The 22,564-nt window shown below is 54.7% G+C and carries 25 protein-coding genes; 1 reads left to right on the plus strand and 24 read right to left on the minus strand.

Annotation, left to right across the window (positions count from 1 at the left end):
* Nucleotides 1–2: 2 nt before the first annotated feature.
* From topA to smc, 18 genes are all read right to left on the minus strand, one after another.
* Complete coding sequence (topA, locus tag DFG60_RS07280; RefSeq protein ID WP_114571090.1) at nucleotides 3–2,093, minus strand: type I DNA topoisomerase; 2,091 nt, start codon at nucleotides 2,091–2,093, stop codon at nucleotides 3–5.
* A 49-nt stretch (nucleotides 2,094–2,142) separates the two neighbouring features.
* On the minus strand, nucleotides 2,143–2,967 hold the full coding sequence (gene dprA, locus DFG60_RS07285) for a DNA-processing protein DprA (protein WP_114571091.1): 825 nt from the start codon (nucleotides 2,965–2,967) through the stop codon (nucleotides 2,143–2,145).
* A 73-nt stretch (nucleotides 2,968–3,040) separates the two neighbouring features.
* Nucleotides 3,041–3,955 (minus strand): succinate--CoA ligase subunit alpha, encoded by a 915-nt coding sequence (gene sucD / locus DFG60_RS07290; RefSeq protein ID WP_114571092.1) that lies wholly within the window; start codon nucleotides 3,953–3,955, stop codon nucleotides 3,041–3,043.
* A 13-nt stretch (nucleotides 3,956–3,968) separates the two neighbouring features.
* Nucleotides 3,969–5,129 carry an ADP-forming succinate--CoA ligase subunit beta gene (gene sucC / locus DFG60_RS07295; protein WP_114571093.1) on the minus strand — a complete coding sequence of 387 codons (1,161 nt, stop codon included), beginning with the start codon at nucleotides 5,127–5,129 and terminating at the stop codon, nucleotides 3,969–3,971.
* Between the two features lie 87 nt (nucleotides 5,130–5,216).
* The gene (locus DFG60_RS07300; protein WP_114571094.1) at nucleotides 5,217–5,480 is read right to left on the minus strand and encodes an EscU/YscU/HrcU family type III secretion system export apparatus switch protein; all 264 of its coding nucleotides are present in this window, start codon (nucleotides 5,478–5,480) and stop codon (nucleotides 5,217–5,219) included.
* Nucleotides 5,477–6,337, minus strand: a complete 861-nt coding sequence (locus DFG60_RS07305) for a hypothetical protein (RefSeq protein WP_114571095.1) — start codon at nucleotides 6,335–6,337, stop codon at nucleotides 5,477–5,479. Before DFG60_RS07305 ends, DFG60_RS07300 begins: the two co-directional genes overlap by 4 nt.
* Nucleotides 6,338–6,350: 13 nt before the next feature.
* The gene (locus DFG60_RS07310) at nucleotides 6,351–7,109 is read right to left on the minus strand and encodes a ribonuclease HII (RefSeq protein ID WP_114571096.1); all 759 of its coding nucleotides are present in this window, start codon (nucleotides 7,107–7,109) and stop codon (nucleotides 6,351–6,353) included.
* Between the two features lie 60 nt (nucleotides 7,110–7,169).
* Nucleotides 7,170–8,030 carry a ribosome biogenesis GTPase YlqF gene (gene ylqF / locus DFG60_RS07315; protein ID WP_114571097.1) on the minus strand — a complete coding sequence of 287 codons (861 nt, stop codon included), beginning with the start codon at nucleotides 8,028–8,030 and terminating at the stop codon, nucleotides 7,170–7,172.
* Nucleotides 8,031–8,049: 19 nt separating this feature from the next.
* Nucleotides 8,050–8,583: a signal peptidase I gene (lepB, locus tag DFG60_RS07320; protein ID WP_114571098.1), complete on the minus strand. Its 534-nt coding sequence runs from the start codon at nucleotides 8,581–8,583 to the stop codon at nucleotides 8,050–8,052.
* An 89-nt stretch (nucleotides 8,584–8,672) separates the two neighbouring features.
* Nucleotides 8,673–9,212, minus strand: a complete 540-nt coding sequence (gene lepB, locus DFG60_RS07325; RefSeq protein WP_114571099.1) for a signal peptidase I — start codon at nucleotides 9,210–9,212, stop codon at nucleotides 8,673–8,675.
* 96 nt (nucleotides 9,213–9,308) lie between these two features.
* The gene (gene rplS, locus DFG60_RS07330) at nucleotides 9,309–9,662 is read right to left on the minus strand and encodes a 50S ribosomal protein L19 (protein WP_114571100.1); all 354 of its coding nucleotides are present in this window, start codon (nucleotides 9,660–9,662) and stop codon (nucleotides 9,309–9,311) included.
* Nucleotides 9,663–9,776: 114 nt separating this feature from the next.
* Nucleotides 9,777–10,505: a tRNA (guanosine(37)-N1)-methyltransferase TrmD gene (trmD, locus tag DFG60_RS07335; RefSeq protein WP_114571101.1), complete on the minus strand. Its 729-nt coding sequence runs from the start codon at nucleotides 10,503–10,505 to the stop codon at nucleotides 9,777–9,779.
* On the minus strand, nucleotides 10,502–11,011 hold the full coding sequence (rimM, locus tag DFG60_RS07340) for a ribosome maturation factor RimM (RefSeq protein ID WP_114571102.1): 510 nt from the start codon (nucleotides 11,009–11,011) through the stop codon (nucleotides 10,502–10,504). The genes trmD and rimM overlap by 4 nt, the downstream gene beginning before the upstream one ends.
* Nucleotides 11,012–11,067: 56 nt before the next feature.
* Nucleotides 11,068–11,343 (minus strand): 30S ribosomal protein S16, encoded by a 276-nt coding sequence (gene rpsP / locus DFG60_RS07345; RefSeq protein ID WP_114571103.1) that lies wholly within the window; start codon nucleotides 11,341–11,343, stop codon nucleotides 11,068–11,070.
* A gap of 89 nt (nucleotides 11,344–11,432) precedes the next feature.
* Complete coding sequence (gene ffh, locus DFG60_RS07350) at nucleotides 11,433–12,779, minus strand: signal recognition particle protein (RefSeq protein ID WP_114571104.1); 1,347 nt, start codon at nucleotides 12,777–12,779, stop codon at nucleotides 11,433–11,435.
* A gap of 11 nt (nucleotides 12,780–12,790) precedes the next feature.
* Nucleotides 12,791–13,111: a putative DNA-binding protein gene (locus DFG60_RS07355; protein ID WP_114571105.1), complete on the minus strand. Its 321-nt coding sequence runs from the start codon at nucleotides 13,109–13,111 to the stop codon at nucleotides 12,791–12,793.
* Between the two features lie 96 nt (nucleotides 13,112–13,207).
* On the minus strand, nucleotides 13,208–14,209 hold the full coding sequence (gene ftsY, locus DFG60_RS07360; RefSeq protein ID WP_114571106.1) for a signal recognition particle-docking protein FtsY: 1,002 nt from the start codon (nucleotides 14,207–14,209) through the stop codon (nucleotides 13,208–13,210).
* A complete protein-coding gene (smc, locus tag DFG60_RS07365; RefSeq protein WP_114571107.1) occupies nucleotides 14,206–17,775 on the minus strand; it encodes a chromosome segregation protein SMC in 3,570 nt (1,189 codons plus the stop codon). Before smc ends, ftsY begins: the two co-directional genes overlap by 4 nt.
* Before the next feature lie 98 nt (nucleotides 17,776–17,873).
* Between smc and DFG60_RS07370 the strand changes: the two genes are divergently transcribed.
* Nucleotides 17,874–18,092, plus strand: a complete 219-nt coding sequence (locus DFG60_RS07370) for a DUF1128 family protein (RefSeq protein WP_332871684.1) — start codon at nucleotides 17,874–17,876, stop codon at nucleotides 18,090–18,092.
* 75 nt (nucleotides 18,093–18,167) lie between these two features.
* On the opposite strand, the gene rnc is transcribed toward DFG60_RS07370, so the two are convergent.
* Genes rnc through fapR form a run of 6 tightly spaced genes read right to left on the minus strand, consistent with a single transcriptional unit; the run spans nucleotide 18,168 to nucleotide 22,503 of the window.
* On the minus strand, nucleotides 18,168–18,929 hold the full coding sequence (rnc, locus tag DFG60_RS07375; protein ID WP_114571109.1) for a ribonuclease III: 762 nt from the start codon (nucleotides 18,927–18,929) through the stop codon (nucleotides 18,168–18,170).
* Between the two features lie 57 nt (nucleotides 18,930–18,986).
* Nucleotides 18,987–19,226, minus strand: a complete 240-nt coding sequence (acpP, locus tag DFG60_RS07380) for an acyl carrier protein (RefSeq protein ID WP_114571110.1) — start codon at nucleotides 19,224–19,226, stop codon at nucleotides 18,987–18,989.
* Nucleotides 19,227–19,286: 60 nt separating this feature from the next.
* Nucleotides 19,287–20,021, minus strand: a complete 735-nt coding sequence (gene fabG / locus DFG60_RS07385; protein WP_114571111.1) for a 3-oxoacyl-[acyl-carrier-protein] reductase — start codon at nucleotides 20,019–20,021, stop codon at nucleotides 19,287–19,289.
* Nucleotides 20,018–20,938 (minus strand): ACP S-malonyltransferase, encoded by a 921-nt coding sequence (fabD, locus tag DFG60_RS07390; protein ID WP_114571112.1) that lies wholly within the window; start codon nucleotides 20,936–20,938, stop codon nucleotides 20,018–20,020. Before fabD ends, fabG begins: the two co-directional genes overlap by 4 nt.
* A gap of 15 nt (nucleotides 20,939–20,953) precedes the next feature.
* Nucleotides 20,954–21,937 carry a phosphate acyltransferase PlsX gene (plsX, locus tag DFG60_RS07395; protein WP_114571113.1) on the minus strand — a complete coding sequence of 328 codons (984 nt, stop codon included), beginning with the start codon at nucleotides 21,935–21,937 and terminating at the stop codon, nucleotides 20,954–20,956.
* On the minus strand, nucleotides 21,934–22,503 hold the full coding sequence (gene fapR / locus DFG60_RS07400; RefSeq protein ID WP_114571114.1) for a transcription factor FapR: 570 nt from the start codon (nucleotides 22,501–22,503) through the stop codon (nucleotides 21,934–21,936). Before fapR ends, plsX begins: the two co-directional genes overlap by 4 nt.
* Between the last annotated feature and the right edge of the window lie 61 nt (nucleotides 22,504–22,564).

Genomic DNA, 22,564 nt, shown 5'->3' on the forward strand with positions numbered 1-22,564 from the left:
GGTTATTCCTCCTCTTGATCCATGCGTGTCTCATGATGTCCACAAACTGTACATTCTACTTTCACGCCGTTCTTGATTTTTTTCTGTACCATCATGCCCGAGCAGGTCGGACACGGTTCTGCGACCGGTTTATCCCATGAGACGAACTCACATTCCGGATAGTTCGAACAGCCATAGAAGAGGCGTCCCTTCTTGCTGCGTCGCTCGACGATGTCACCTGTCTTGCATGTCGGACACTTGACACCGATCTCGACTTGGATCGGCTTCGTGTTTCGACATTCCGGGAAGTTCGAACATGCCATGAACTTGCCGTATCGGCCCATCTTGATGACCATCGGATGTCCGCAAACTTCACAATCCTCGCCTGCCGGCTCATCCTTGATCTCGATCTTCTCGATCTCTGCTTCTGCCCGGATCAGACGTTTCTCGAACGACTTGTAGATCGGGTCGACGACTTCGGTCCAGCGCATGTCGCCCTTCTCGATCGCATCGAGCAAAGCTTCCATGTCCGCCGTGAATTGAACGGTGATGAACTCTTGGAAATAGTCGCTGATCATGTCGATGACCAGCTCACCGAGTTCCGTCGGGAGAAACTTCTTCTCCTCAAGCGTCACATATCCCCGTTTCTGGATCGTATCGAGCGTCGGTGCATACGTCGAAGGTCGTCCGATGCCGAGTTCCTCCATAGCACGGACGAGTCGCGCTTCCGTATAGCGCGGAGGTGGTTGAGTGAAGTGCTGTTTCGGTTCGATCGCCTCTTGCGGAAGGACCTCTCCGTCTTCGAGCGGCGGAAGCAGACCTTCCTTGACATCCGATACCGCCTCGTCATCCGTGTCCTCGATATAGACCTTCATGAAGCCCGGGAACTTGACGGTCGATCCGTTCGCCCGGAACGTCACGCCGTTCGAGACGAGGTCGATCTTGACCGTATCGAGAACGGCAGGAGCCATCTGGCTCGCGACGAACCGCTCCCAGATCAGTTTGTAGAGTCTGAACTGATCGCGTGACAGATAGGACTTCACTGCTTGCGGGTCACGAAGCGTTGATGTCGGACGTACGGCTTCGTGCGCGTCTTGTGCGTTCGTCGCCTTCTTGTCCTTCCGTTTTTCGCTCGCGATATATTCCTTGCCATAGGCGTTTTCAATGAAGCCTTGCGCTTCCGTGTTCGCCGTATCGGAAGTACGGGTCGAGTCGGTACGCATGTAGGTGATGAGACCGACAGTCCCTTCCTTACCGAGGTCGATACCTTCATAGAGTTGCTGTGCGATCATCATCGTCTTCTTCGCACGGAAATTCAGTTTGCGGGCAGCTTCCTGCTGCAAGGAACTCGTCGTGAACGGAAGTGCCGGATTTCTGCGGCGTTCCTTCTTCGTGACGGAGTCGACCGTGAATTCCTTACCGATCTTCGAAAGGATCGCGTTGACGTCATCCTCAGACGACAGCTCGACCTTCTTGCCGTCGACGCCATAGAAGTTCGCTTCGAGCTTCTCACCGTTCGCGTCGAGTTCAAGCTTGATCGTCCAGTACTCTTCCGGTTGGAATGCGTTGATTTCCTGCTCCCGGTCGATGATCATCTTGACGGCGACCGACTGGACACGTCCTGCCGACAAACCCTTCTTGATCTTCTTCCAAAGGAGCGGGCTCATGCTGTATCCGACGAGACGGTCGAGAATGCGGCGCGCCTGCTGTGCATCGACAAGATCATAGTTGATCTTGCGCGGCTTCTTGAATGATTCCTTGATCGCGTCCTTCGTGATTTCATTGAAGACGACCCGGCAGTCCGTCGACTCGTCGACGCCGAGCGCCTTCGCGAGGTGCCATGCGATAGCTTCCCCTTCTCTGTCGGGGTCAGCCGCGAGGTAGATTTTCTTCGCTTTTTTCGCTGCTGTCTTCAATTCTTTCAAGACAGGGCCTTTGCCCCGAATCGTGATATATTTCGGTTCGTAGTCATGTTCGACGTCGACACCCATTTGGCTTTTTGGCAGATCGATCACGTGCCCCATCGAAGCTTTCACGGTATAGTTCGACCCGAGATAGCGCTTGATCGTCTTCGCCTTAGCAGGTGATTCGACGATTACTAGATAATTCGCCATTACAATCGCTCCCCTTTTTAGAGGCGTACTCGTATTTTAATCTCACTTATCATAGTGTTGTGTCTTCCTGTTTGTCAACGCTCATCAGGATACTTTTTACAAGTTCACTTGGATTTAGCAAGGGAAACGCCCCTTCTGCGATCAGCTGATTCGTTCCGGAGAAGCATGGATTCGTCGGGCATCCGGGCAGGCAATAGATATCTTTCCCCTGCGCGAGCGCGTGGCCTGCCGTGTTCATCGTGCCACTTTTACGCTTGGCTTCTAAGATTACAAGGACGCCTGAAAGGGCTGAGATGATCCGGTTGCGGGCGAGGAACTGGTGTTTGGACGGAGTGGTGAACATAGGATATTCGGAGAGGAGAAGACCGGTTTCCGAAATGCGCTCAAATAATGGGAGATGGGCCCTTGGATAGGAATGGCCGATTCCGTTCGCGAGGACGGCGATCGTCGGCTGACGATGCTTCAGGGAGAGGCGATGGACGTAGGAGTCGATGCCGTACGCACCGCCCGAGACGGTGGCTATCGGGGCTTCAAAAAGCGGTTTGAGGAAGGTCAGGCGGGAAGAGACGTCTTGGGACGGGTGACGGCTGCCGATGATGCTGATTGACGGCTTTTGAAGCAAGGTCCGGTCACCTCGATAGAATAAGGCATAGACCGGATCCGGAATCGTCCTGAGGCGCTCCGGAAAATCTTCATCCGCGATCGTCCAGGCATCCGGGGTATCCGGCATGTCCAGTGCACGTTCATATCGTCTTCGCTCGTTCGCCGACACCGGGAGTTCCCGTGGCTCGATCCATCCGAAACGTTCGATCAGCTCGACGATTTTCCAAGACACCCCGCAGGCCGCAAGACGGGGATAAAGTTCCTTCTTCATCCGAAAACCTCCTTTTATATAGAAGAAAGCCGTCCTGATCATTCAGGACGGCTTTTCGCCTTCTTACTTCTTCTTACTTCACAGCCGATCCAGTGACACACTCGTCATAGATGCCTGCTTCTTTGATGACACGGATGAGCGTCTCACCGATGATTGCCGGTGTTTCAGCGACTTCGATCCCGTTCGCACGGAGCGTCTTGATCTTCTCAGCTGCAGTTCCCTTGCCTCCAGAGATGATGGCGCCCGCGTGGCCCATCCGTTTGCCTTCTGGAGCCGTCTGTCCGCCGATGAAGCCGATTACCGGTTTCTTCATGTTCGCTTTCACCCATTCAGCAGCCTCTTCTTCAGCAGTACCGCCGATTTCTCCGAGCATGATGACCGCTTTCGTGTCCTCATCTTCGTTGAAAGCCTTCAGCGCGTCGATGAAGTCAGTCCCGTTGACAGGGTCCCCACCGATACCGACAGCTGTCGATTGGCCGATTCCTGCTGTCGTCAACTGATGAACCGCTTCATACGTAAGCGTTCCAGAGCGTGAGACGATTCCGACATGTCCTGGCGTGTGGATGTAACCTGGCATGATACCGAGTTTCGTCTCGCCTGGCGTGATGATACCCGGGCAGTTCGGTCCGATCAGGCGAACCGGTTTACCTTCGAGATAACGTTTGACCTTGACCATGTCGAGCACCGGAATACCTTCCGTGATGCAGACGATCAATTCGACGTTCGCATCAGCCGCTTCCATGATCGCGTCCGCAGCGAATGCCGGCGGGACATAGATGATCGAAGCGTTAGCGCCAGTCTTCTCGACAGCTTGAGCTACCGTATCGAATACCGGTACGCCGAGTACTTCTGTACCGCCCTTACCTGGCGTGACACCGCCGACAAGCTTCGTTCCGTATTCCAACATCTGTTCGCCATGGAACATCCCCTGGTTCCCAGTGATACCTTGAATGATGACCTTCGTCGATTCATTAACCCAAATACTCATCTCTAGCTCCCCCTTACTTCACGAGCGCAGCGATTTTTTCTGCGCCGTCTGCCATTGATGTAGCTGCTGTGATTGCGAGTCCTGAATCCTTCAGGATCTGTTTTCCTGCGTCGACATTCGTACCTTCAAGGCGCACGACGAGCGGAAGCTCGAGTCCGACTTCCTTCGTCGCTGCGACGATGCCCTCAGCGATGACGTCACACTTCATGATGCCTCCGAAGATGTTGACGAAGATCCCTTTTACGTTCTCATCAGAGAGAATCAGCTTGAATGCTTCCGTGACCTTCTCCTTCGTCGCGCCGCCGCCGACGTCGAGGAAGTTCGCTGGGTCTCCGCTGTAATGTTTGATGATGTCCATCGTAGCCATCGCAAGACCGGCACCGTTGACGAGACATCCGATGTTGCCGTCGAGCGCGATGTAGTTGAGGTCGCTCTTCGAAGCTTCCACTTCACGCGGATCCTCTTCCGTCTCGTCGCGGAGTGCGACGATGTCCTTGTGGCGGTAAAGCGCGTTCGAATCGAAGTTGAGCTTCGCGTCGAGTGCGAGGACGTCCCCGTCCTTCGTCGTGACGAGCGGGTTGATCTCAGCGATCGAGCAATCCTTGTCGACGAAGAACGTATAGAGCTTCGTCACCATGAAGACGAACTTGTTGACGAGCTTCGCAGGCACGCCCATCGCGAAAGCAAGCTTACGCGCTTGGAAAGCTTGAAGTCCGACAGCCGGATCGACGACTTCCTTGATGATTTTTTCAGGAGTCGCTTCCGCCACTTCCTCGATGTCCATTCCACCTTCACTTGAACCCATGATGACGACACGGCTTGTGACGCGGTCAAGCACGATTCCAAGGTAGTATTCCTTGTCGATTGCGCATCCTTCTTCTACGAGAAGACGCTGAACGACCTTTCCTTCTGGACCAGTCTGATGTGTGACGAGCGTTTTGCCGAGTAACTCCGTCGCATACTCCTTCACTTCTTCTAGCGATTTTGCCAGTTTGACCCCACCAGCTTTACCGCGACCCCCTGCGTGAATTTGTGCTTTGACGACTTTGATCGGACCTGACAGACGTTCTGCCGCCTCGACAGCCTCTTCGACCGTGAACGCAGCGATACCGTTCGGTACAGGTACACCGTATGAACGAAGTAACTCTTTTGCCTGATACTCATGTACATTCATGAAAAAATCCCCCTTAACCCCTTTAGTTTCGGCTCTTTCATTGTAGTTAAAATTGGAAGCGCTGTCTATTGTTATTGACCGAAAGCATTATTTTTTCGGCTTTTCTGCGTGATCGAGCTTGTAAAGGAACGCAAACAGTTCTGCGACGAGACCATACAACTCGGAAGGGATCTGTTCTGACACTTCGACCGCGTCGAGCAGGGCGACGAGTGTCTTGTCCTCCCTGATCGGGACATCATGGAGCAGCGCCTGTTCGATGATTTTTTCGGCGATGACATCATTTCCTTTTGCGACCACGGTCGGGGCGTGCATTTGATCTTCGTATGTAAGGGCGATCGCTTTCTTTTTCATGCTTGATAATCCACCCTTCCTTGCTCGGCATGGAGGACGACCGGCGTCCGTTCCCTCTTCTCTGCCACATGCTCGAAACGATGCAGCTGATAACCTTCCTTCGAAAGCGTCTCTGCCAGCTGTTCCTCATAGGTCCGCATGAACGCACCGACTTGCGCTTCTTCATGATAGACGGAGATCGATACCCTCCGCTCGTTGACGAGAACGTCGAGCAAGATCTCGCCGAGTGCTGGAAGCTTGAGATAGAGAGCCAGACGAGCATGATCCGGGTCGAATTCCTTCTTCTCGAAAGGCGCTTCGATGTGAACTTCTAAATCTTCGAACGGACCGAAATAAGGGACTTGAAATAAAAATTGTCCTTTTCCTTGTTCATTTCCTGCCGGTACCAGCTGTTGACCGAGTAACTGATCGCTCAACTTCCTGTCCATCCCGCTCCCCGCATCCCTTGCCAGCTGATGAAGTTCAAGAATCGCCTGCTTCAGCGCTTGTCCCGATCCCTCTTCGACGGTCCGTCTCCCGAGTGACGCGAGCAAGTCGCGCGTCGTCCCGTCGAACGATTCCTTTTTCGACAGCAGTTCAAGCAGATGCACCTTCTTTAGCCCCGGCTCTGCCTGTTGATCAAGAAGCTTCAGGACAGGCTGATTCCCAAGTTCGGTGACGACGAACCGGTAGCTCATCCCTTCCTTCAAGTTGGCTGCCGTCCCTGCCGTCAGGACCTGCTGGCCGATCCTGAGCTCGACGAGTCCTTCAGGCAACAGCTTCAGCACACGCCCTGTGACGATGCCGCCCTCACGCAGCGGCATGTTCGATTGATCGATGATCTTGTACGGTTGAATGCCGCGATGTTCGATCTGCATGCTGGCTCCTCCTTTACAGCCGGTCAGTGACCGGTTTGAATGTTTTCCGATGAATCGGGGTCACGCCAAGCGAATCGAGCGCGAGGAGATGTTCTGCCGTCCCGTATCCGGCATGGCGTTCAAAGCCATAGCCCGGAAACTCGCGCGCATATTCCTCCATCAGCCGGTCCCGCGTCTCCTTCGCGACGACGCTTGCCGCAGCGATCGAGACACTCCGTGCGTCACCTTTGATCAATCCCTCTTGCGGCAACGGGAGGTCGAGCGTCATCGCGTCGACGAGCAACGCATCCGGTTCGAGCTGCCTGACCGCCTGCTCCATCGCCTGTTTCGAGGCTTGATAGATGTTGATTCGGTCGATCGCCCCTGCGTCGACGATCCCGATCGCGACCTTCGCCTGCGCCATGATCGCGTCGTAAGCCGCTGCACGCGCCGCCTTCGACATCTGCTTCGAATCCGTCAGACCGCCATGGTAGAAGCCTTCAGGCAAGATGACGGCTGCAGCGACGACCGGTCCTGCGAGCGGTCCACGTCCCACCTCATCGACACCTGCGATTTGTTCGTATCCCGCCTTCATATATGCTGTCTCGAAGGCCATTCGTTCGAGGAAGGACGCTCGTGCTCTCTCTTCCCTCTCGAACCGGCTGTCGGTTCGTCCGATCAGCTGTCCCACCCCTTTACGCGGGTCCAGCGCGAGCTTCTTCCGCTCTTCAAACCATTCCTCCCGGCTTAATTCAGTGAGCCGCTGCTTGATGGCGCCAATGCTTTCCGGCATCCTCATCTCTCCCTTTTTTCAGAAAAAGGCCTGAGATCAGTTGATCCCATGGCCTTTGAATCATTCGTTTTCCCATTCCTCGACGGTCTCGAGCGTCAGTCGGCCGATTTTCTCGGTCCGCAGCTCATGGAGCAGCATCTCGCTCGTCCGCGCGAAGTCGACGTACCCGCCAGTGACGAATCCGCGTTTCTTGCCGATCGCCTCGAGCACCTCGACGGCGTCCCCGGGAAGTTCTTCGAGACGATAGCGCTCGCGAAGCTGTTCCGGATAACGCGTCTTCAGTTCACGGACCGCGAACAGCGCGATATCGTCGAGATGCAGGATATCGTCCTTGATCGCACCGGTGGCCGCGAGACGGTAGCCTACGCGCTGGTCATCGAACTTAGGCCAGAGGATACCTGGCGTATCGAGCAACTCCATCTCACCCGTCTTCATCTTGATCCACTGCTGACGCTTCGTCACACCGGGCTTGTCACCCGTGATCGCGATGTTGCGACCTGCGAGCCGATTGATCAGCGTCGACTTCCCGACGTTCGGGATCCCGATGATCAAGGCACGGATCGCACTCGGCCGGCGCCCTTTTGCGATCATCCGGTCATGCTTCTCCTTCATCAGGCGAAGCGCTCCTTCATGGATCTGCCCAAGACCTTTGCTGTGCTTCGCGTCGACTGCGACGACGTCCACACCGTCCCGTTTGAGCGACTTGATCCATTGCTCGGTCACGCGCGGATCGGCCATGTCCGACTTGTTCAGGACGATCAGACGCGGCTTTCCTGCCGTGATTTCATCGACCATCGGATTTCGGCTCGACATCGGAACACGTGCATCGACGAGTTCGATCACGACATCGATCAGTTTTAATTTTTCCGTGACCTCACGGCGAGCTTTCGCCATGTGGCCCGGGAACCATTGAATTGCCATTATTCGTTCACCTCAACTATTAATCGACCGTCCGGATATCCGTGAATGGATAATAGACGACACTTGTCGTCCCGACGATCTTGCTTTCATCGACAAAACCGATGTCCCGGCTGTCTTGTGAATATTGCCTGTTGTCACCCATGACGAAGACCTTGCCCTCAGGCACTTCCGTCTCGCCCGTCAATTCCTCGAGCGTGAAATCATACGTCAACGGCTCCGCCTGTTCCTTCAACGGTTCGAGGTACGGTTCGTCGACCTTCTTCCCGTTGACATAGAGGATGTCGTCCTTATACTGCAACCGGTCGCCCGGTACCGCGATGACACGTTTGATATAATCACGCTCTTCCGTCGCGTGGAAGACGACGATGTCCCCACGTTCCGGCTCATCGATATAATAGAGCAGCTTATTGACGATCATCCGGTTCTCGTTCTGCAACGTCGGCTCCATCGATTCGCCGTCGACGATGACGGGCACGAACAGGAATGTTCGCACGACGAATGCCACGACGAGCGCGACAGCCAGCGGTTTAATCCAGCTCATTACTTCTTTCAACGCCAACACCCCTTCAAGACAATTTTGCGCTAGAACCAGTATAACAAAAAAAGAAGCTTGCCGGCAGACAAGCTTCGAGAACACCTGCTTCAGTCGACCATCCGGATGCTGTCGAACGGATAGAACACGACATCCGTCGTCCCGACGATTTGTGATTCGTCGATGAATCCGATCATCCGGCTGTCCTTCGAATTTTGACGATTGTCACCAAGAACGAAGACCTTTCCCTCGGGCACTTCCGTCTCGCCCGTCACTTCCTCGAGCGTGAAGTCGTTCGTCAGAGGCAGTCCTTCCATCTCGTCCTTGAAAGGGTCGAGATACGGTTCATCCACCTTCTTGTCGTTGATATAGAGGACATCATCACGATAAGCGACCGTGTCGCCCGGGACCGCGATGACCCGCTTGATATAATCCCGTTCCTCCGTCGCATGGAAGACGATGATGTCGCCCCGTTCCGGCTCATCGAAGTAGTAAGGCACCTTGTTGACGATCATCCGGTCCCTGTCCTGCAAAGTCGGCATCATCGATTCCCCGTCGACGCTGACCGGGACGAACAGGAAATTGCGGATGATGAATGCGATGACGAGCGCTACGACGAGCGCCTTGATCCAGCTGAATAGTTCTTTCATTCCCTTCACTCCTTGTACCTCACTCTTTTACACAAGTATAGCTAGTCGGAGCAAAAAAAAGAAGCTTGTCGGATGACAAGCCACTTTTTCACATGATTAACGGCGGATTTCTTTAATACGAGCCGCTTTACCACGAAGGTTACGAAGGTAGTAAAGTTTCGCACGACGGACTTTACCGTAGCGAACTACTTCGATTTGCGCAACGCGTGGTGAGTGGAGCGGGAATGCACGCTCAACGCCTACACCGTACGAAATTTTACGTACTGTGAACGTTTCGCTGATACCGCCACCTTGACGCTTGATGACTACGCCTTCGAAGAGCTGGATACGCTCGCGCGTTCCCTCGACGACTTTAACGTGTACTTTTACTGTGTCACCGGCACGGAATGCTGGGACGTCTGTTTTGATTTGCTCTTGCGTGATTTCACGGAACAATTGTTGTGTGTTCATGAATCATTTCTCCTTTTTCACCAATGTTCTTATCTTCATTTGCTATTCAAGCATCCAACAGCGGAACATCGTTAATGGTGGGCATTTTGCCACATGTTTTAACTTATCATACATTCAGTCTTTTGACAATCCCGAAATCGACTTCAAAAACAGAAGATCCCTCTCCGACAACGGAGCGTTCTCGAGGAGGTCTGGCCGCCGTTCAAGCGTCCGCTTCAACGACTCCTGCCTGCGCCACTCCTCGATTTTTGAATGGTTGCCGGACAGAAGGACGTCAGGGACCTTCATTCCTCTGAATTCCGCCGGACGGGTGTAATGCGGATATTCGAGCAGTCCGGTCGAGAACGAGTCGTCTTCGTGACTTGCGGCTTGCCCGAGAACGTCAGGCAAGAGCCTCACCGTAGCGTCGATCATCGTCATGGCCGCGAGTTCACCGCCAGTCAGAACGAAATCACCGAGCGAGACTTCATCCGTGACGAGGACGTCATGGATTCGCTGGTCGAATCCTTCGTAATGACCGCAGAGGAAGACGAGTTCTTCCTCTTTCGCCCACTCCTCCGCCATTTTCTGATTGAACCGTCTGCCGGTCGGTGTCATTGCGATGATGCGTTTCGCGTCTTTTGCGACCGTCTCGACGGCGTCGAAGATCGGCTGCGGCGTCAGGAGCATGCCGGCGCCTCCTCCATATGGATAGTCGTCGACGTTCCCGTGTTTGTTCGTCGAATAGTCGCGGAAGTTCACCGCCTCGAATTGCAGACGGCCTTCCCGCCGCGCACGGCCGACGATTGAGTGGTCAAGCGCCTCGAACATCTCGGGAAAGAGCGAGAGCACGGTCACCTTCATCCTTCGATCAGTCCCGGAAGCGGTGTGATCTGGATCCGTTTTGCTTTTACATCGACCGAGGCGACGACCTGTTCGATGTACGGGATCAAGACGTCCCTCTTTCCTTGTCGCTTGATCGTCCAGACATCGTTCGCCCCTGTCTCAAGGATCTCAGAGACGACGCCGATCAACTCCTCACCGTCATAGACTTCACAGCCGATGATCTCATGGTAGTAGAATTCGTGCTCTGCGAGTTCCTGCAACACTTCAGGGTGCACATAGATTTTCAGACCTTTGTACTTCTCGACGTCGTTGATATGGTGCATCCCTTTCAGCGTCACCATGTGGAACTGTTTATGTTTCCGGTATCCGCTGATCGTCACGGGCAACTTCTCCGTCTCGGTGCCGATGAAGACCTCGTTACCGACTTTGAAACGTTCTTCCGGGAAATCGGTGCTTGCGAGCAGTTTCAATTCCCCTTTTAATCCGTGCGTGTTGGCGATTTTCGCCACTTCCAACCATTCCATGCATGTTCCTCCTTCCATAGCAAAAGGAGGCAAGCTTTCGCCCACCTCCATCGTCATTACTTCGCGAGTTTCGCGTTGTGGAATTTCTCCATGATACCTGCTTGCGAGAAGAGGTTACGGACTGTGTCAGAAGGTTTAGCACCTTCAGCGAGCCATTTAAGAGCGAGCTCTTCGTTGAGCTTCACTTCAGCCTCTGGTTTAGCAACCGGGTTGTAGTATCCGATTTGCTCGATGAAACGACCGTCACGTGGTGAACGTGAGTCTGCTACTACCACACGGTAGAAAGGTGATTTTTTTGCGCCCATGCGCTTAAGACGAATTTTAACTGCCATTCGTAAGTCCCTCCAAATAATAGATATAGTTTTTAGTCGATTTGACAACTTCAATAGTATACAACGTTACAGCGAAAGAGAAAAGACTTTTAGAAGAACGGGAGGCCAAAGCCGCCTTTCTTTTTTCCTTTGCCCATCTGGCCGGAGAATTGTTTCATCATCTTCCGCATGTCCTCGAACTGCTTGATCAGTCGGTTCACTTCTTGAATGCTCCGACCGCTTCCGCGGGCGATCCGCTTGCGGCGGCTCGCGTTGAGGATTTCCGGTTCGGTCCGCTCTCGTTTCGTCATCGATTGGATAATCGCTTCGACGTAAACGAGTTGCTTCTCGTCGATTTGGGCATTTTTCAGCCCTTTCATCTTACCGGCGCCTGGAATCATTCCTAACAACTCATCCAAAGGACCCATCTGTTTCACTTGCTGTAACTGCTCGATGAAATCGTCGAAAGTGAACGATGCATCTCGCATTTTGCTCTCGAGCTCTTTGGCGCGCGATGCGTCCATTTGAGCCTCTGCTTTTTCAATCAGAGAGAGCATATCTCCCATGCCGAGGATTCGTGACGCCATCCGCTCGGGATAGAACGGTTCGAGGGCATCGAGCTTCTCTCCAAGACCGACGAACTTGATCGGTGCTCCGGTGACTGCCTTGATGGAGAGGGCGGCTCCGCCTCGTGTGTCCCCGTCGAGTTTCGTCAGGACGACACCTGTGACACCGAGCTTCTCGTTGAAGCTCTCGGCCACATTGACCGCGTCCTGACCCGTCATCGCGTCGACGACAAGGAAAATTTCATTTGGCTTCGCGATCTCCTTGACGTCGACGAGCTCCTGCATGAGGGCTTCATCGACATGGAGACGACCGGCCGTATCGATCAACACGATATCGTGGTGATGCTCTTTTGCATAGTCGAGCGCACCTTTGACGATCTCTTGAGGGCTGACCTGATCTCCCATTGAGAAGACCGGCAGTTCAAGCTGCTTGCCAAGGGTCTCGAGCTGTTTGATCGCGGCTGGACGATAGATGTCCGCCGCGACGAGAAGCGGGCTGCGGTTCATTTTCTTCCGCAGATGATTCGCAAGCTTTCCTGTCGTCGTCGTCTTACCGGCACCCTGGAGCCCGGTCATCATGATGACGGTCGGTGGTTTGCTCGCGATTTGAAGTGGTGAAACTTCCCCACCCATCAGTTTCGTCAATTCGTCATGGACGATTTTGACGACTTGCTGACCTGGTGTCAGGGATGTCATGACATCCTGACCGATTGCGCGTTCCTTCACGTCGCTGACGAATTGTTTCACGACCTTGAAGTTGACGTCCGCCTCGAGAAGCGCAAGACGTACTTCACGCATCATCTCTTTGACGTCCGCTTCAGAAATCTTGCCTTTCCCGCGCATTTTCGCGAGGCTGGCCTGAAGCCGTTCCGATAATCCTTCGAATGCCATGTTGCTGCCCCCTACTCTAATTGCTCAAGCGCCTCTAAGGCCGCCATCGCTTCACTCGGAAGGTCAAATCGCTTCAGCGTATCGAGCAGTTGCTTGCGCTCCTCATATTTTGAAAAGAGTGCCAGCTTCTCCTCGTATTGCTCAAGCATCGCTTCCGTGCGTTTTATGTTGTCGTAGACTGCTTGTCGGCTAACTTCAAACTCATCGGCGATCTCACCTAACGAATAGTCGTCCAAATAATAGAGCGACATATAGTTGCGTTGTTTTGGCGTGAGTAGCATTTGATAAAAGTCAAACAGGTAGTTCATCCGGTTCGTTTTATCGAGCGTCATCTACGCACCTCCGCTTGTTAAGTGAAATTCCTTTACAGATAGTATAGTACCGCCCAAGCTTATTGATGTCAAGTTTTTTTCTTTACAACTGAAACGTCATTCCGTCTCGTCAGTTTCATCTTCTCTCTTCTCTTCGAATACATCACCGAACAGTCCATAGACGAACTGTTCTGCATCGAACGGCTGAAGATCGTCGATTTTTTCGCCGAGACCGACGAATTTGACCGGCAGATCGAGCTCGTTGCGGATCGCGAGCACGATTCCGCCCTTCGCCGTCCCGTCGAGCTTCGTCAGGACGATTCCGGAGACGTTGGTCGCCTCCTTGAACGCCTTCGCCTGAACCATCGCGTTCTGGCCCGTCGTCGCGTCGAGCGCGAGAAGAACTTCGTGAGGCGCACCGGGAATCTCCCGTTCGATGACGCGCTTCACCTTCTCAAGCTCGTTCATCAGATTGACCTTGTTCTGCAGGCGACCTGCCGTATCACAGATCAACACGTCCACCTTGCGCGCCTTCGCTGCGCGAACAGCGTCGAAGACGACCGCCGCGGGATCAGACCCTTCACCTTGTGCGATGACCGGAACGCCTGAACGTTCTCCCCATACTTGCAGCTGGTCGATCGCTCCGGCACGGAATGTGTCACCGGCAGCGAGCATGACCGACTTGCCTTCGTTTTTCAGACGATGAGCGAGTTTTCCGATCGTCGTCGTCTTGCCGACGCCATTGACGCCGACGAACAGGATGACGGCGAGTTCATGATCGAGCTCGAGTTCCGTCTCTCCCTCTTCGACGAGCATGTCTGCGACGACCTCGACGAGGACGTCACGGACCGCCTTTGGATCCTTTACGTTCTTCCGTTTCACTTCTTCCTTAAGCTTCTCGACGAGATCCATCGTCGTCGTGACGCCGACGTCCGCTTGGATCAATACTTCCTCGAGTTCCTCGAAGAAGTCCTCATCGACTTCCCGGAAGCGGTAGACGAGGTCGTTGACGGCATTCGCGAACCCGTCGCGCGTCTTCGTCAATCCGTCCGTGAATTTCGTGGTCACCTCTTGCGTCGAAGTGGTCAGTTTTTCTTTCAGCTTTTTAAAGAAACTCATGATTTAAACTCCTTCTGGTTGCTTTCTTCATTCAATGTGCGTCTCGCTTCCTCGAGTTTGACCGACAGCACTTCAGATATACCGTTCTGCTGCATCGTAACGCCGTAGAGGACGTCCGCCGATTCCATCGTCCCTTTACGGTGAGTGATGATGATGAATTGCGTCTCGCTCGCGAGCTGATAGACGAATTCACCGAAACGGGCGACGTTCGCCTCGTCAAGTGCCGCTTCGACTTCGTCGAGCACGCAGAACGGTACAGGACGTGTCTTGAGGATCGCGAACAGCAAGGCAATCGCGGTCAATGCCCGCTCGCCCCCTGAGAGCAGCGACAGGTTCTGTAGCTTCTTGCCCGGCGGCTTCGCGATGATGTCGATCCCGCTCGTAAGCAGATCGGACGGATCCGTAAGGACGAGGTCCGCCTCCCCACCTCCGAACAGTTCGCGGAAAGTCTCCTGGAAATGGCCGCGTACGGATTGATACGTCTCCTTGAAGAGACGGATGACTTCCCGATCCATCTCTTCGATGATCTGATAGAGGTCCGTCTTCGCGGCGACGAGGTCGTCGCGCTGTGCCGACAGGAATGTGAAGCGTTCATCGACCTCAGCGAACTCCTCGATCGCACCGAGGTTGACGATTCCGATCTCTTCGAGTTGCCGTTTGAGAAGATGCAACTCCTCCTTCGCCTCTTCGTATGGAATCTCGATCGGACTGATCAGTTCGAACACGAGCCCCATCTCTTCGAGCGTCTCCTGACGCGTCTCAAGACGCGTGCTGACGCGTCCGTGTTCGATTCGTTGACGGTCGAGTTGCTGGGCGGTCGCCTTCATCGCTTCCTCTGCCTTCGCCTCCTGCAGACGCATCAGACGAAGCGTGTCCGCTTCCCGCCCGATCTCCGTCAGCAGATTGTCGAGAGCTTGCGCGACCTGCTTCTCCTCTTGCTCATAACTTATCTGATCAGCCTTCAACCGTTCGATTTCAGCTTCGTCGAACCCCTTCAGTACGTGCTTGAGGTCACGGCGCTTATGGCTTCTCTCGAGTATCGCATGGTCTAGCGCCTCATTGACCCGTTCGAGTTCCCGTGCTGCCTGGTCCCGGTTCAGCTCCGCCGTCCGTTCTTCGAGCTGCGCCTCGCTCTGCGTACGTTTCAGTTCCTCGATTGCCACCGCACCGCGAGTTTGCGCGTCCTTCAGGCGGTTGAGCGCCTCTCGAAGCTCCGTTTGCCGCCTCGTCAGCACCTCGATCTGAACAGCAGTCTCCTCGATCGTCGTTTTCGCCGCCTTCTCCTGTTCGATCAGGCGCTCCATCTGTGTGTCATGGAGTGAAAGTTCGGACGTCGTGATCGCAAGCAGCCGCTTCGCTTCAGCAAGTGAGTCCCGCGTCGTCTCGATTTCAGTTCTGAGCGTACGAATCCGTTCTGACACGAGGACTTGCGCCTGTTCCGTCTCTTCATATCGCTGCCGCGCCTCTTTGATTCGGCGTTCCTGCTCCTTGATGACGGCCTCGCCCTGCTCGAGCCCTTGAATCAATGATTCGAGTTCTCTCGCCTGACTGAACAGAGGCGTCCCCTTCTTCCGGCTTCCACCGGTCATCGTACCGCCGACGTTTACGACATCCCCTTCGAGGGTGACGATACGATGTCTCCCGCCTGTCGCCCGGCCGATCGCGTTCGCCTGCTCGAGCGTCTCGACGACGAGCGTCGTCCCGAGCAAATTCTGTTTCAATTTCGACAGGTGTTCCTCAGTCTTGACGAGATCGCTCGCAACCCCGATGAACCCCTGCATCCGGGCGACTTGTTCCCGGACGCTCGCACCGATCTCCCGCGACTGGATCGACGCCATCGGCATGAATGTCGCTCGACCGGCATTCTTCCGTCTCAATTCAGCGATCAGTGCACGCCCCGTCGCATCCGTGTCGACGACAATGTTTTGCATGGCTCCGCCGAGTGCCGTCTCGATTGCCGCCTCGAATCGCTCCGGCACGGACAAGAGTTCCGCGACCGCGCCGTGAATCCCTTCGAATCGGTCTCTGCTTTGAAGGACTGTCTTGACTGCACCGAAATATCCGCTGTAATCGGCTTTGACAGACTCGAGGAATTCGATTCGGTCACGTGTCTTATCGCGACGACGGTACAGGTCGTTCACTGACCGCTCCGACTGGACGATTCCCGCGCGAAGCTCAGTGAGTGACGCTTGATGACGCTCGCTGTCCGCCTCGAGTGAGCGAAGTTCTTCCTTGCTCGCCTCGAACTTCGACTCGAGCGCCTCCGCTTCTTCAGCATATCGTTTTCTCGTCGACACACGGTCTCCCGAGTTCGACTCGAAGGCTTTTTGCTGTTCGACGGCATGGGCGATATCCGCCTTCGCCCGGTTGTGCGCGTTCGTCTTCGCAGCAAGTTCGCTCGCCACCTCGAACGCTTCAGAACGGACGGTCTCCGCCTCCTGCTCGAAGTCCCGGTTCGAGAAATTCAACGCCTCGTCGGATTGTTTTCTTCGGGCATATGCAGTCTCATAGGCTGTCTCGGCTTCTTGAAGCCGCGACTGCACTTCTCTTTTTTCGGCCTCAGCAGCCTCGACACGAGTTTCCGCGAGCGCCACTTCCCGTTCGAGGCGTTCTTTCGTCTCCGTACCATGCTTCTCGCGTTCCTTCGCGAGGTTCAAGGCACCTTTGATCTCGACGAGCGTCGTCGCGACGAGACGGAGCCGCTCCTGCAGTGACTTCTCCTCTTTACGTGACGCATCGAGCGCCTCTTCCTTCGCTTCGCGCTCTCCTTGTTTCAGGACGACCGCCTTGCGTTCCTCCGCCAGACGTTCCTCACAAGCCGTGATTTCCTCGAGCAGCGCCTCGACCTGTTGCTGGTATGTCCTGATCTCTTCAGCGATGACCCCTTGTTCAAGGAAGTCATGACGCTCGCGCGCAATCAGATACTCCTTCGCGAGTGATGCCTGCTCACGGAGCGGCTCGATTCTTCCCCCGAGTTCATAGAGGATGTCGTCGACTCGGGACAGGTTCGACTCCGTATCCCCGAGCTTTCGCTCCGCCTGTTTCTTGCGCTGACGATATTTCAATACACCTGCCGCCTCTTCGATGACTGAGCGGCGTTCCTCCGCCTTTCCGGAAATGACCTGCTCGACGCGGCCCTGCCCGATGATCGCGAAGGCGTCCCGCGAAAGACCGGTGTCGATGAATAGGTCTAGTATGTCTTTCAGTCGGCACGCCTTCCGGTTGAGGAAATAATCGCTGTCCCCGTTCCGATTGACACGGCGTGTCACGTTGACTTCCTGATAAGGAAGCGGGAGCATGCCGTCCTCATTGTCCAGAACGAGCGTCACTTCCGCGATCTGCTTCCGGTGTTCCGATGTGCTTCCGGCAAAGATGACGTCCTCCATCTTCGCACCGCGAAGTGATTTTGCCGACTGTTCGCCGAGCACCCAGCGGACAGCATCCGATATATTCGATTTACCGCTGCCGTTCGGTCCGACGACCGCCGTCACGCCTGTCGTGAAGTCAAGTTCGGTCCGATTCGCGAACGATTTGAAGCCATTGATTTCGATTCGTTTTAAGTACATCGCTACCACCTATATGTTTTTGATTTCTTTTATCTTACCATAGGGAAAGGGTCTGCAAAACGTTGGCTTTTATGGTATTGTTAAGCGAAACGAAATAGATGGAGGTAATATCAGAAATGACGATCGAACAAATGATCGAGGCCATCCTCGATAAGCTGAACATCATCAATAAAGGGGTCATCAAGGCCGAACAATTCGACGGATCCAAAAGCGAAGATCTCGAGGAGATCTACTCATTCGTCATGATGCGTGATTCATTGACGCTTGCAGAAGTCGACGCGATCATCGATGAACTGAAAGCACTCAAGACCGCCTGACTCGTCCGTGCGAATCCGGCCTTCATCGAAAAGGCTCCATCCCGAAAATCCGGGATGGAGCCTTTTCTCATTCCTTCAGTTTCTCGGCTTCAGCAAAGCGAGTGCTTCCTTCGCAGCCTGCTGTTCCGCTTCCTTCTTCGACCGTCCGGTTCCGGTTCCTTCGACACCGTCAGAGACGAAGACACGCGAGATGAACTCGCGACTGTGAGCAGGTCCTCTCTCCTCGACGATCGCATACTCGATCGGACCGAGCCCTTCCCGCTGGATCGCTTCCTGCAGTTGGCTCTTGAAGTCCGTCTGCTCCTCGAAGAAGCCTGTCGCCACCTTCGGAAAGACCGTTTCGGCGAGGAATCGTTCGACTGCCTCTACACCTTGATCGAGGTATAGGGCACCGATGAACGCCTCGAAGACGTCAGCGAGCAGAGCCGGACGGTTCCTTCCGCCAGTCAGCTCCTCCCCTTTCCCGAGCAAGATCAGTTCTGAGAACCGGTAGGCATGCGCGAACTGAACGAGCGATGGTTCGCATACGATCGCTGCTCGCAATTTCGTCAATTCCCCCTCGGAACGATCCGGATAGTGATCGAACAAATACCGGGATACCGTCAATTCAAGTACCGCGTCCCCTAAAAACTCGAGACGCTCATTGTCCCCTCCAGATTCCCGTTGCTCATTGACGAACGAAGAATGGGTGAACGCTTGTTTCAATAATCCGACGTTTCCGAACCGGATTGCGAGCCGTTCCTGCAACGCAGCGAACTGGTTGTTGATACGCTCGACTGCACGGGCATCTTGCCTTGCCGTCCCTTTGCGGACACGGCGTCCTTTTTGTTGCGCCATAGTTCCTCCTAAACAGCTAAATCCCACCGCGAAAAAGCGGTGGGCTCAGCTTACTGATCAAACTTGTGTTTCGATGTAGTTGACGACGTCGCCGACGGTTTTCAAGCCTTCAGCTTGATCGTCTTCGATCGTGATCTCGAACTTGTCTTCGAGATCCATGACGAGTTCCATGACTTCGAGTGAATCTGCGCCGAGATCATCCTTGAATGATTTGTCGACCGTGATTTCGCTTGCGTCCTTACCGAGCTTTTCAGCGATTGCTTCCTGTACGTCTGCTAAGATTTGTTCTTTTGTCATTTGAGAATCCCTCCATAGGTTGAGTATATAAGATGATGTTGCGTTTGGCAAAGCGAGCGGTCACATCGTCATGCCGCCATCGACCGCGAGCGTCTGACCCGTGATGTATCTTCCTTTGTCCGAGACGAGGAAGGCCACGAGTTCAGCGATGTCGTCCGTCTGCCCGAAACGCTTGAGCGGGATGCCGCTCAGCGAGAGAGCACGTTGCTCCTCTGTCAGTTCGTCCGTCATGTCCGTCTCGATGAAGCCAGGGCAAACGGCATTCACCGTCACCTGTTTGCCGGCAAGTTCACGGGCGACCGATTTCGTCAAGCCAATCAATCCGGCTTTCGCCGCCGCATAGTTCGCTTGTCCGGCATTCCCTGTGATACCGACGACCGACGCGATGTTGACGATGCTGCCGCCGCTCTTGAGGAGCGGTCGGGTCGCCGCCTGTGTACACAGGAACGCCCCTTTCAGGTTCGTATCGAGAACAGCGTCATAGTCGGCTTCCTTCATGCGCATGAGGAGACCGTCACGCGTGATGCCCGCATTGTTGACGAGGCAGTCGAGCTGCCCGTATTCCGTCGTAACCTGCTTGACCATGTCCTTGACCTGATCAGCGTTCGAGACGTCGGCTTGGATCGCCGTCGCCTCGCCACCAGCAGAGACGATCGAAGCGACGATTTCCTCCGCCTTTTCCTTGCTGCCCGCGTAGTTCACGACGACGCGGAATCCTTCAGAGCCTAGCTTTTTCGCGATCGCCGCACCGATTCCGCGGGACGCTCCTGTTACGAGTGCTACTTTCTTGGTCAACGTACACCCTCCGCTTCCAAGTTCGCAAGCGTCGTGATGCTGACGACCTTGACGTTTTTATCGATTCGTTTGACGAGACCGGAGAGCGGCGAACTCGGTCCGAACTCGATGAACGTGTCTGCACCCTCGTCGATCAGCTTCTTGACGCAAGCCTCGAACAAGACAGGCGAATACAGCTGTTTGACGAGGAGCTGCCGGAGTTCCTCCGGAGCAGTATGCAACTCACCGTCGACGTTCGAGACGAGCGGGACGACTGGTGTCTCGAACGGCGAGGAGACGAGTATATCCTCGAATCGAGGTGCGAACGGCGTCATCATCGAAGAGTGGAATGCTCCGGATACGTCGAGAGGCAGGACACGTTTCGCGCCAAGCTCCTTCAGTTTCGAGGTAGCTGCGTCGACTGCCGCCTGCTGGCCGGAGATGACGAATTGACCAGGGCAGTTGTAGTTCGCGATCTGGACGATCTCGCCTGTAGCTGAAATCGATTCGACAGCGTGGCGTGCTCCCTCAAGGTCCTCAAGTCCAAGGACCGCAGCCATCGTTCCGCCAGTAGCTTCACTCATCAGACGTCCGCGTTCACGGACGAGATAGACCGCTTCGCTTGCCGAGATCACTCCGCTTGCCGTTAGTGCACTGTACTCTCCGACGCTGTGACCGAGAACGAAGTCAGGCTTGTTTCCTTTGGCACGGTAGCGTTCCGCGAGCAATGCGCCGTGCGCGACGATTGCCGGCTGTGCGATGTCCGTCTCCTTAAGTTCATCCTTCGTCCCTGTCGTAAGCAGGCTTACGAAATCAAGGCCGATTCGAGTTCCGAGCGCTTCAAGCGCATGTTTCGTCTCTGCGTCATCGACGAGCGTTTGTCCCATTCCAGACGTTTGTGAACCTTGTCCTGGAAACATCCATACGGTTTTCCCCATTCCGACCACTCCTTCTCATGCTTTCGCGGAGATGATTCGCTCCACGACGTTTTGTTCGACCATCCGCTCCGCCTGCGCGAGTGCACGGCTGAACGCATAGCCATTGCTTGAACCATGTGCCTTGATGACCGGGGCCTTTATACCAAAGAGCCCCGCTCCGCCATATTCTTCGTAGGCAAGCAGTTGTTTCATCGCCTTCAGCTTCGGTTTCAGGATCAGTGCCGCGACCTTCGAGATGAAGGAGCTCATGAACTGCTCCTTCATCACGCCCATGATCATGCTCGCTGCGCCTTCCGTGCTCTTGAGCAGGATGTTCCCGGCGAACCCTTCAGTGACGATCACGTCGACTTCGCCGCTCATCGCTTCCCGCGCCTCGACATTTCCGACGAAGTGGATCGGTGCCGTCTCAAGCAGAGGATACGTCTCCTTCGTCAGCGCATTCCCTTTTCCGGCTTCAGAGCCGATGTTGAGCAGCGCCACTCTCGGACGTTCGATTCCTCGTACTTGTTCTGCGTAGACGGATCCCATGATCGCATAATCGAGCAGATGCTCAGCCTTCGCGTCCGGATTGGCGCCGACATCAAGGATGACGACTCCTTTTCCGTTGCGCGTCGGGAACGTCGGGGCGAGGGCAGGGCGTTCCACCCCGGGAATCCGGCCGATCACGAACAATCCGGCGGTCATGACAGCACCCGTGTTCCCTGCTGACACGAGAGCGTCTGCCGCTCCCGATTTCACCAGGTTTGCAGCCACGACGAGTGAGCTGTCCTTCTTCCGCCGAACTGCACGGACCGGTTCGTCTTCTCCGGTGATGACTTCACCTGCATGCACGATCTCCACGCGAGGATCTTCAATGTTATAGGAACGCAGTTTAAGTTCGTCTCCGACGAGACGAATCCCAATCTTTTCATTCGGCCGTTCAGCAAGAAACTGTACGACCCCCTCCACCATTGCCTTCGGGGCGTTGTCTCCGCCCATTGCGTCTACTGCCAAGATCATCTGACTTCCTCCTTACTGCTTCTGTACACGGTGAACTCACCGATGAACACGCATTCTTCGCCAACGAAACTCTCGACGACGATCTCAGAACGCCCGTCTTGCCGGTGTGACATGACAGAGGCTTTCGCGACGACTCTCTCCCCGACTCGAACAGAGCGGGTGAACTGGACGTTCGCCTTCGTCGTCAGGGCAAGTTCGTCGTCGATCAGGGCGATCGCGAGAGAGTTCGCTTGTGCGAACAGGATATGTCCCCGGGCGATCGCATTTCTGCTGAATGCGTGTTCCGGCAGGATCTCGAGGATCGAGATTGCGGAAGCGTCGAGCTTGAGGTCGATCATCTCACCGATGACCTCGCTCGCAGTAAGGGTTCTTACGTCATCAAGTCTCTCCGTCGCAACATGTTTGATCCGCTCACGCAGTTCGGGAATCTTCAGCTCCATCCGGTCGAGCCGAATCGTCTGGATGCTGACGCCGAACTGTGCAGCGAGCGTTTCGTCCGTGATGAACGGATTTTGTTCGATTGTTTCGAGCAGCTCACGCTGCCTGTCTTTTTTAGGTACCCGCATACTTGTTCCTCCTACAGGAAGGAAATAAACTATTATTACCTGGTACTAATAGTAGTATATA

Origin of the sequence: Exiguobacterium flavidum, assembly GCF_003344535.1 — a bacterium.
Classification (GTDB): Bacteria; Bacillota; Bacilli; order Exiguobacteriales; family Exiguobacteriaceae; genus Exiguobacterium_A; species Exiguobacterium_A flavidum.